The sequence below is a fragment of the Helicobacter pylori genome (assembly GCF_014497725.1).
Lineage (GTDB): Bacteria > Campylobacterota > Campylobacteria > Campylobacterales > Helicobacteraceae > Helicobacter > Helicobacter pylori_DE.
This window is the reverse complement of record NZ_JACTGF010000016.1, coordinates 1-8,978: the sequence shown is the minus strand read 5'-3', so window position 1 is coordinate 8,978 and position 8,978 is coordinate 1. Positions and strand designations below refer to the sequence as shown.

The window sequence follows — 8,978 nt, the reverse complement described above, 5'->3', positions numbered from 1 at the left end:
TGCATCAAAGCTTGTGGAGCTTCCTCTAATGGGGTTAGTTCTAAATATGGCAACATATTAGATCTAGCTAGTTATGGAGCGATGAATCAAGAAAAAGCCCAATCGCTAAAGCGATTGGGTAATTCACAGTAGAAGAATTATTATTGTATAAATCCCATTTCAAACCATTAGCAGAATTTATAGCCGAAGAGCTTCTTAAAAACTCGCGCGCCAAAATCATTCAATCAAACTGCAATAAAGCCTTAAAAGTGGTAGAACAATTGCAAAAAGCGATAAAAACCACGATTGAGAAACGGATCGATCCAATGATTAAAGAAACACAAGAACACCAACAAGAAGCCCGCTATAATCTGGATCGTTCTACAGAAAAATTTATATTAAATTTAACCAACTCAGCGTTCTACGAAATCGATCAATTCAAATCTGACTTGAGAGAAAAAATGTATGTGCATATTAACAAAAATATTGAAGATGAGGAATGTAAAGAAATTTTTAAAAATGAACTCATTCAAGGAATTGAAACATTGCATGAAGACATAAAATGGCGGTTTAGAGAATGTGAGAAACGATTTGATGGAGAGATAAAAGAAGCTATTAAACAACTTGAATACAGAATTAAAGATTCTCTAGCAATGTTAGAGCGCATCAGTATTGATAGAGGCTTTAATCTTAATTTTGATACTGATAGCGGTATTGATGGAACAAAATTAGCCACTTCAATAGGAGGTTTGGGTTTGCTTGGGATATTTAACGCTTGGAATCCTATGGGTTGGCTTGCTCTGACCGTAGGGATTATTACAGGATTAGTTGGAATAGCCAGATCAATCTGGAGCTTTTTTAGTTCAAGATATAAAAGATCCCAACAAAGAAAAGAAGTGGATAAGAATTTACATCAAATTTGTGAAAAAATTGTGCAGGATGTGAAAAGCCGACTTGAAAGTCGCAAAAAAGACATATGGGAAAAGATTGAAAAACTCAAAGCCAATCTTAGACCTGTTGATAATTACGAACGCTTGAAAAGACAATTGAAAGAAGCCCATGAAAAATTAGGATACATCTCTCATAGCATCAATCTAACAACATCAAAACAAGGAGCATGCAATGAAGAATGAAACGCTAGAACAATTTAAAAGAAACCAAAAGAGGAATCAAGAAATTCTTAAAAAATTACTTGATTTTGTCCATACTGGGGAAGAATACGGCATCAAGGTTGAAGAGTCTCTCAAAGACAAGATCCGTAATGCGATTAAAGATGTTTCTGGTCAAAAACTTAAAGTGGCTTTAGTGGGAGGTTTTTCTGAAGGGAAAACCTCCATAGCGGCAGCTTGGATCGAGCGGTTGGATAAAGAGAGCATGAAGATAGACCATCAAGAATCCAGCGATGAAGTTCAAATCTATCACATAGATAATGAAATGGAGCTGGTTGATACCCCGGGTTGTTTGGGTTCAAAGAAAAAGACGATAGCGGCAAAATAGAACGCTATAAAGATATTACGAAAAAATATATCAGCGAAGCCCATCTCATTTTATACGCGCTCAACCCGTCAAACCCCATCAAAGAAAGCCATAAGGACGATTTGAACTGGTTGTTCAGGACGCTCAATCTTTTATCCAGGACGATATTTGTCATCAGCCGTTTTGATGAAGAAGCGGATATTGAAGATGAAGAAGATTACAACAAAAGATTTAAGATCAAAAAAGAAAACATTCAAAACCGACTGAATGATCTCATTTCTTTAAGCGAAAAAGAAAAAGAAAGTTTGATTATTGTCGCTGTCGCGGCAAACCCTTTTGATTTGGGGGTGGAACACTGGCTAAAGCATCAAGAAGAATTCCAAAAACTCTCACACATCAAAGCCTTGCAAGACGCGACACAAAAAAAGATTAAAGAAAATGGCGGGAAATTAACCATCATAGAAGAAACCAAAAAAGCGTCATTCAAGATGTGGTCCATAGGCAAATGCCGCCCGCAAAACAAGCGTTGCAAGATATTAATAGAGAAATGGAATATTTGAATAAAACGCTTGAAAAAAGGCGAAAGGAAATTCAAGATTTAAATAAAGAAATTTCTCAAGCCCGCATTCATTTAAGAGAATTTATAATAAGGTATTTTAGCGATCTCATCCTTCAAGTTCTTGGCACTAGCCTAGAAACCTTTAATGATTTTGTTACAAGAGAAATAGGCGATAAAGATATCAATATAGAAACAAAAGTCCAAAATGAATTTGAAAGACAAACGCAAGGGATTGTAAATGAAATCGCTAAAATTGGGACGACTTTTAATGCTGATATGAGTTCTTTTGAAAAACATGCCGGAACATTTGGAAGGATTGGAATCAAACTTTTAGAACAAAGCAAGTTTATCAATGCAACTAATATCAAACTGGCTAGAGACGCACTAGTGGCTGCGGGAAAATTTGTGGGCATAGATTTGGCTTTAAAATTCAAACCTTGGGGCACTGTAAAATTGGCAGGCAATTTGAATAAAGCTTTACCGCTTATCGGTCTTGCTTTGAAGCATGGGATTCTTATAACAAATCTCAAAAAGAGCAAGAATTTGAAAAAGCTAAAGAAGAAATGAAATCCAATTTTGACGGACAAAAACAAGAAATCTTAGATCTCATCAACGATGAAACCAAATTCAAACAAACATGTTTCCCGAGCGTGTTTGAACTAGAAAAATGCATTCAAGCATGCGAAGAAAGCGTTAAAAAAACGCAAGAGTGCGCTCAAGGATTGGAAAAATGGATTCAAACTGGCGAGGATTTTATCAAGGGCGAAGATTTTATAGAAGTTGAGCCTGAAGAGGAATGAACTGAATTTGTGTTAAAATACCGAATGCACCAACGCTAGAACGCTTGCTAGTTTTTGGCTAGTAAGCGGTGTTTTAAATCTTTTAATAAGGAAAAGGCGATGTTTTCTAAAATTTGCTCATCTTTTAAGCTCGCCAACGCGCTTAAGGGTTTTTTATTCAAACGCATTTCAAGCCCCATGCAAAGCGCTCGCATTACCACAATGGTTTTGGGTATCAAAGACGCTTTCAATGACGATAAAGATCCATTGAATAACGCTTGTGAAGCTTTGGATTTGGTAGTGAAATTTAAGAAAGAGCACCCGCAGGATTTTGACGAATTGTTTGAAATTTTAAAAGATCTCATTCAAGAATACGAACAAAATCCTGATGAGATCAAGCAAAATCTCAAAGAAATCCTAAAATAAGACAAGGCATGAACCACCTTTTAATCCTTTATAACCCTTACTATCAAAAAGATGTGATCCAACAACATTTAAGCGTTTTACAGGAAAAATCCCAAGTGGGCTTTGGTAAAATCCGATCAAAGCTCAACGATCAAGAAAAGCACGACTCTTTAGAAGAGATTTACAAAGCCACCAACGAAAAAATTTTTTTGCAGCTTTTTTTGACCGATTACGCTAATTTATTTGCCGCTAAGGTGATAAAGGTTTCTAAAGAGATTGATGAGAGTTTGATCCCTAGCTATTATAAAGAAAAAAATTTGGAAGTGGAAGACCTTTTTGTTATCAGCGATTTAAGGGAATTAGTCAGGGAAGACTTCAGCCTTTTAAGGGATCAATTTTTAGCCAATTTCATCGCCCCAAACAACCACACTTACGCCATTTATGGGAATAATTATGTCTATCCTTTGCCGGTGAAGTTAAAAGAAGAGCGTTCTTATTTTTTAGGCGATAAAAAGCATTATTTGAGCGTGTATAAAAGCAAAGAATATTTAACCATGCAAGAAAATTTCATGCGTTTTGTTTTTGGCAAAAGGCTTTTTTACCTCTTACACCCTGACAGCATCAATAACATCATTCATGCCGAATTAGAGCTTTTACAAAGCGAAAACGATCTTTTGAATGATTTTACCAGCATCATCGTCAAATACTCCAAAACCTTAGAATACGAAATTTATACTTTTGCTAAACAAGTTCTTTTAAAGGCTTGCGAAAACGATCCCAGCCTTTATGATTTAGCTTACAAAGTCCAAGGAAGATCTTTGATACTTAAAGATTTTTTCACTCAAAAGCCTAATCTTGGGAGCGTTAAATTTTTGCTCAGACACGAAAAAGTCCAATACCATTTAGAAGAAAACTTAAAAAGATTCATCAATTATCCTTTTTCAAGAAGCCTAAGCCTCATTCAAAATATCCGCAATAAAGCCGTTCACACAAAAGCTCCAAGTTTGAATGAAGTGGAAAAAATAAGGAATGAAATTTTAGGCATAGAAGGCGCAAGCTTACTCAAAGGCGTTTTAACCCACAAGGAAACTTCATAAAAGCGCAACCCATTCAGCATGCGTTTAGCACCGATTTGATAGCGCGAGATTTTAAAAATTATTTAGAGCCTTTAAGAGAGGGGAAAAATTTATTGGGTTTTTCGGGTGGGTTGGATTCCACTTGCTTGTTTTTTCTTTTAGTTGGAGAAAACATCGCCTTTGACATCGCTTTAGTGGATTATAACACGCAAAAACAACGCCTTGAAATCATCCAACACGCTCAAAAACTCGCAAAAACACACCATAAAAAATGCTACATCCATTACGCCCCAAAAATCGCGCGCAATTTTGAAATGCAAGCGAGAAAGATCCGTTATGATTTTTTTGAAACCCTAATGAGAGAGCATTCTTACAAACATTTGATTTTAGCGCACCATTTGAATGACAGGCTGGAATGGTTTTTGATGCAATTAAGCAAAGGTGCTGGATTAAACACGCTTTTAAGCTTTCAAGCTTATGAAAAAAGAGGGTTTTATGCGATCGTTCGCCCCTTGCTCTACACCCCTAAAGACACCCTTAAAACGCTCGCTAAAGATCAAAAATTTTTTGAAGACGATTCTAATTCTTCTTTAAAATTCAAACGCAATTTTTTCAGGAAAAATTACGCTAACTCTTTGATGCAACATTATTCTAAGGGCATTATCCAAAGTTTTAAATTTTTGGATAAAGAAAAAGAGCGGCTTTATCCTTTGATTCCCGTTTCACAAATGCATGGGATCACTTTTTTCAAGCATTCGCAAAATGCGCTTTTTATGGTGGATAAAATCTTAAAGCAAAAGGGGTATGTGTTGAGCTTTCCTCAAAAAGAAGAAATCAAGTGCCATTTTTTTAGCCTAGAAATCGCTCAAAAATTCATCATTGAAAGCGATGAAGAGCATGTGTTTATCGCTCTTAAACCCCAAAAAACTTTAAGCATGCCAAAGGATTTTAAAAACAAAGTCAGGAGGTTGGATATCCCTAAACGCTTACGGCCTGTTTTATACGCAGAGTTTTTAAAACAACCAACGCATGATTTTTTAATCCGTTTCAAACAGAGTTTAATGGATCTATAAAAGAGCTTCATTTTAATCAAGCGATAAGTTTTTAAAGCGCTTTTTAACCTTGATTGTGTCAAAATACAGCAAAAAACTTTGATATGAGAGCGAATGGACTTTAAAAATAAAAAATGGCTTTTTCTAGCCCCTTTGGCAGGCTATACGGATTTGCCTTTCAGGAGCGTGGTGAAAAAATTTGGCGTGGATGTTACCACAAGCGAAATGGTGAGCTCGCATTCGTTAGTGTATGCGTTTGATAAAACTTCTAAAATGTTAGAAAAATCCCATTTAGAAGATCATTTCATGGCACAAATTTCAGGCTCTAAAGAGAGCGTAGTCAAAGAAGCGGTGGAGAAAATCAACGCTTTAGATCATGTGAGCGGGATTGATTTTAATTGCGGTTGTCCTGCCCCTAAAGTGGCTAATCATGGTAACGGGAGCGGGCTATTGAAGGATTTAAACCACTTAGTGAAGCTTTTAAAAATCATCAGAGAAAACACCAATAAAAAAATCACAAGCGTGAAAGTGCGTTTAGGCTTTGAGAAGAAAATCCCTAAAGAAATCGCTCATGCCTTGAATGATGCGCCGGTAGATTATGTGGTGGTGCATGGGAGGACACGAAGCGACAAATACCAAAAAGACAAAATAGATTATGAAAGCATCGCTTTAATGAAAGGGATTTTAAAAAAGCCGGTGATAGCCAATGGCGAAATTGACAGCGTGAAAAAAGCCTTTGAAGTCTTGCAAATCACGCAAGCTGATGGGCTAATGATAGGGCGAGCGGCCTTAAGAGCCCCATGGATATTTTGGCAAATCAGAAACAACACCACAAAATTGCCCGCAGTCGTGAAAAAAGACCTGGTTTTAGAACATTTTGATAAAATGGTGGAGTTTTATGGGGATAGGGGGGTGATCATGTTTAGGAAAAACTTGCATGCTTACGCTAAGGGCGAAATGCAAGCGAGCGCGTTTCGTAACTGCGTCAATACCCTTACAGAGGTAAAGAGCATGCGAGAGGGTATAGAGGAATTTTTTAATCAAGAAACGTTGCAAAGTGAAGTGCCATTATGGGTAGAATTGAATCAAAAAAGCGTTTGAAAGCGTTCATTTTTTTAGCCAGCTTGGGGGTTTTGTGGGGCAATAGCGCTGAAAAAACGCCTTTTTTTAAAACGAAAAACCACATTTATTTGGGTTTTAGGCTAGGCACAGGGGCTAATACGCGCACAAGCATGTGGCAACAAGCCTATAAAGACAACCCCACTTGCCCTAGCAGCGTGTGTTATGGCGAGAAATTAGAAGCCTATTATAAGGGGGGTAAAAATTTGTCTTATACCGGGCAAATAGGCGATGAAATAGCTTTTGACAAACACCATATTTTAGGCTTAAGGGTGTGGGGGGATATAGAATACTCTAAAGCGCAATTGGGTCAAAAAGTGGGGGGTGATACCCTTTTATCCCAAGCCAATTATAACCCAAGCACGATTAAAACCTACGATAGCGCTTCAAACACTCAAGGTTCTTTAAATTTGCAAAAAACCCCAAACCCTCAAGATTTTCTCTTCAATAACGGGCATTTCATGGCATTTGGTTTGAATGTGAATGTGTTTATTAATCTCCCCATAGACACCCTTTTAAAGCTCGCTTTAAAAACAGAAAAAATGCTGTTTTTTAAAATAGGCGTGTTTGGTGGGGGTGGGGTGGAATACGCTGTGTTATGGAGTCCTAACTATCACAACCAAAACACCAATCAAGATGATAAATTTTTTGCAGCGGGTGGGGGGTTTTTTGTGAATTTTGGGGGTTCTTTGTATATAGGCAAACGCAACCGCTTCAATGTGGGGTTAAAAATCCCTTACTATAGCTTGAGCGCGCAAAGTTGGAGGAATTTTGGCTCTAGCAATGTGTGGCAACAACAAACGATCCGACAAAACTTCAGCGTTTTTAGGAATAGAGAAGTTTTTGTCAGCTACGCGTTCTTATTTTAGTTTGGATTCGTTCTTATTAAATACTGATGATAAAATTCAAAAGATGGTTTCATTATTACAAAAATTAACACTCCAAAGATAAATAGATTAAAAACACCCCAAAATCTTTTTTTTTTTTTTTTTTGAAATCCAAAAAATTTATTGTAAAATTAAACATATTGTAAATAAATTTTCATTTCTATTCATGTTTACAATAAAAAATTACTTTAAGGAACATTTTATGAAAAAACAATTTTTACTCTCTCTATCCCTTGCAGCGTCATTACTTTATGCTGAAGACAACGGCTTTTTTGTAGGCGTGGGCTATCAAATCGGCGAAGCGGTGCAAATGGTCAAAAACACCGGTGAATTGAAAAATTTGAACGACAAATACGAACAATTGAGCCAGTATTTAAATCAACTGGCTTCGTTAAAACGAAGCATTCAAACGGCGAACAACAGTCAGGCTGTCAACAATGCTTTAAGCGATTTAAAAAGCTTTGCGAGTAACAACTACACAAACAAAGAAACATCGCCCATCTACAACACCACGCAAGCCGTTATCACTTCAGTATTGGCTTTTTGGAGTCTTTATGCAGGGAACACTCTCAGTTTTTATGTGACCGGTTTGAATGATGGATCTAATTCTCCTCTTGGAAGAATCCATCAAGATAGGAACTGCACAGGATTACAACAATGTTTTATGAACAAAGAAACTTATAATAAAATGAAAACACTCGCCGAAAACCTCCAAAAAGCTCAAGGCAATCTCTGTGCTTTATCAGAACAATGCTCTAGCAATCAATCAAGTGGAAACAAAACTTCCATGACTACAGCTCTTGAAACTGCGCAACAGCTTATGGATTTAATCGAACAAGCCAAGGTTTCTATGGTGTGGAAAAATATAGTTATCGCAGGTGTTTCAAACAGAGCCGGTGGTGCTGGTGCTATCACATCCACTGGTCCTGTAACCGACTATGCGGTGTTTAACAACATCAAGGCGATGCTACCTATCTTGCAACAAGCGCTCAAACTAACTCAGAGCAACCACACCCTATCTACTAACTTGCAAGCTCAAGCTATGGGATCTCAAAAAAATCGTGAATTTGCTAAAGACATTTACGCTTTAGCTCAAAACCAAAAGCAAATTCTCTCTAATGCTTCAAATATCTTCAATCTCTTTAATTCCATTCCTAAAGACCAACTTAAGTATTTGGAGAACGCTTACTTGAAAGTGCCACATTTGGGTAAAACCCCTACTAACCCTTACAGACAGAATGTGAATTTGAATAAAGAAATTAATGCGGTTCAAAACAATGTAGCTAATTATGGCAATCGGATTGATTCGGCTTTAAGCGTGGCTAGAGATGTTTATAATTTAAAATCCAATCAAACAGAAATCGTAACCGCCTATAACGACGCTAAGAATTTGAGCGAAGAGATTTCTAAACTCCCCTATAATAAGGTTAATGTAGCAAACATCGTTATGTCGCCTAAAGATTCTACAGCGGGCCAATACAACTACCAAATCAACCCAGAGCAGCAATCCAATCTTAACCAAGCTTTAGCGGCGATGAGCAATAACCCCTTTAAAAAAGTGGGCATGATCAGCTCTCAAAACAATAACGGCGCTTTGAACGGGCTTGGCGTGCAAGTGGGTTATAAGCAATTCTTTGGCGAAAGCA

Annotated in this window: 7 protein-coding genes and 2 pseudogenes; all 9 read left to right on the top strand. The window is 37.1% G+C overall.

Features of this window, described 5'->3' with window-relative positions; genetic code table 11:
* Positions 1 to 140: 140 nt before the first annotated feature.
* Positions 141 to 1,112 (top strand): annotated as a pseudogene (locus H7N69_RS07735) (hypothetical protein); the annotation flags it as partial.
* Positions 1,102 to 1,476, top strand: a complete 375-nt coding sequence (locus H7N69_RS07990; RefSeq protein WP_232260233.1) for a GTPase — start codon at positions 1,102 to 1,104, stop codon at positions 1,474 to 1,476. The pseudogene H7N69_RS07735 and the gene H7N69_RS07990, both read left to right, overlap by 11 nt.
* Positions 1,437 to 2,814, top strand: a pseudogene (locus H7N69_RS08195) (LeoA/HP0731 family dynamin-like GTPase). Before H7N69_RS07990 ends, H7N69_RS08195 begins: the two are co-directional and overlap by 40 nt.
* Before the next feature lie 111 nt (positions 2,815 to 2,925).
* Positions 2,926 to 3,219 (top strand): hypothetical protein, encoded by a 294-nt coding sequence (locus H7N69_RS07720; protein ID WP_332246457.1) that lies wholly within the window; start codon positions 2,926 to 2,928, stop codon positions 3,217 to 3,219.
* Between the two features lie 8 nt (positions 3,220 to 3,227).
* Positions 3,228 to 4,295, top strand: a complete 1,068-nt coding sequence (locus H7N69_RS07715; protein ID WP_187885357.1) for an HP0729 family protein — start codon at positions 3,228 to 3,230, stop codon at positions 4,293 to 4,295.
* Positions 4,296 to 4,330: 35 nt separating this feature from the next.
* Positions 4,331 to 5,347 (top strand): tRNA lysidine(34) synthetase TilS, encoded by a 1,017-nt coding sequence (gene tilS, locus H7N69_RS07710; RefSeq protein ID WP_187885355.1) that lies wholly within the window; start codon positions 4,331 to 4,333, stop codon positions 5,345 to 5,347.
* A gap of 93 nt (positions 5,348 to 5,440) precedes the next feature.
* The gene (locus tag H7N69_RS07705) at positions 5,441 to 6,427 is read left to right on the top strand and encodes a tRNA dihydrouridine synthase (protein ID WP_187885353.1); all 987 of its coding nucleotides are present in this window, start codon (positions 5,441 to 5,443) and stop codon (positions 6,425 to 6,427) included.
* On the top strand, positions 6,397 to 7,314 hold the full coding sequence (locus H7N69_RS07700) for an outer membrane beta-barrel protein (protein WP_187885351.1): 918 nt from the start codon (positions 6,397 to 6,399) through the stop codon (positions 7,312 to 7,314). The genes H7N69_RS07705 and H7N69_RS07700 overlap by 31 nt, the downstream gene beginning before the upstream one ends.
* A gap of 220 nt (positions 7,315 to 7,534) precedes the next feature.
* Positions 7,535 to 8,978 (top strand): Hop family adhesin SabA/HopD (gene sabA, locus H7N69_RS07695; protein ID WP_187885349.1); only part of this gene is annotated, 1,444 nt, incomplete at its 3' end.

Excerpts from the sequence above, each read along its gene's own strand:
- H7N69_RS07990 (WP_232260233.1), top strand. The coding sequence starts at position 1,102 with ATGAAGAATGAAACGCTAGAACAATTTAAAAGAAACCAAAAGAGGAAT.
- H7N69_RS07700 (WP_187885351.1), top strand. The coding sequence starts at position 6,397 with ATGGGTAGAATTGAATCAAAAAAGCGTTTGAAAGCGTTCATTTTTTTA.
- H7N69_RS07705 (WP_187885353.1), top strand. The coding sequence starts at position 5,441 with ATGGACTTTAAAAATAAAAAATGGCTTTTTCTAGCCCCTTTGGCAGGC.
- H7N69_RS07715 (WP_187885357.1), top strand. The coding sequence starts at position 3,228 with ATGAACCACCTTTTAATCCTTTATAACCCTTACTATCAAAAAGATGTG.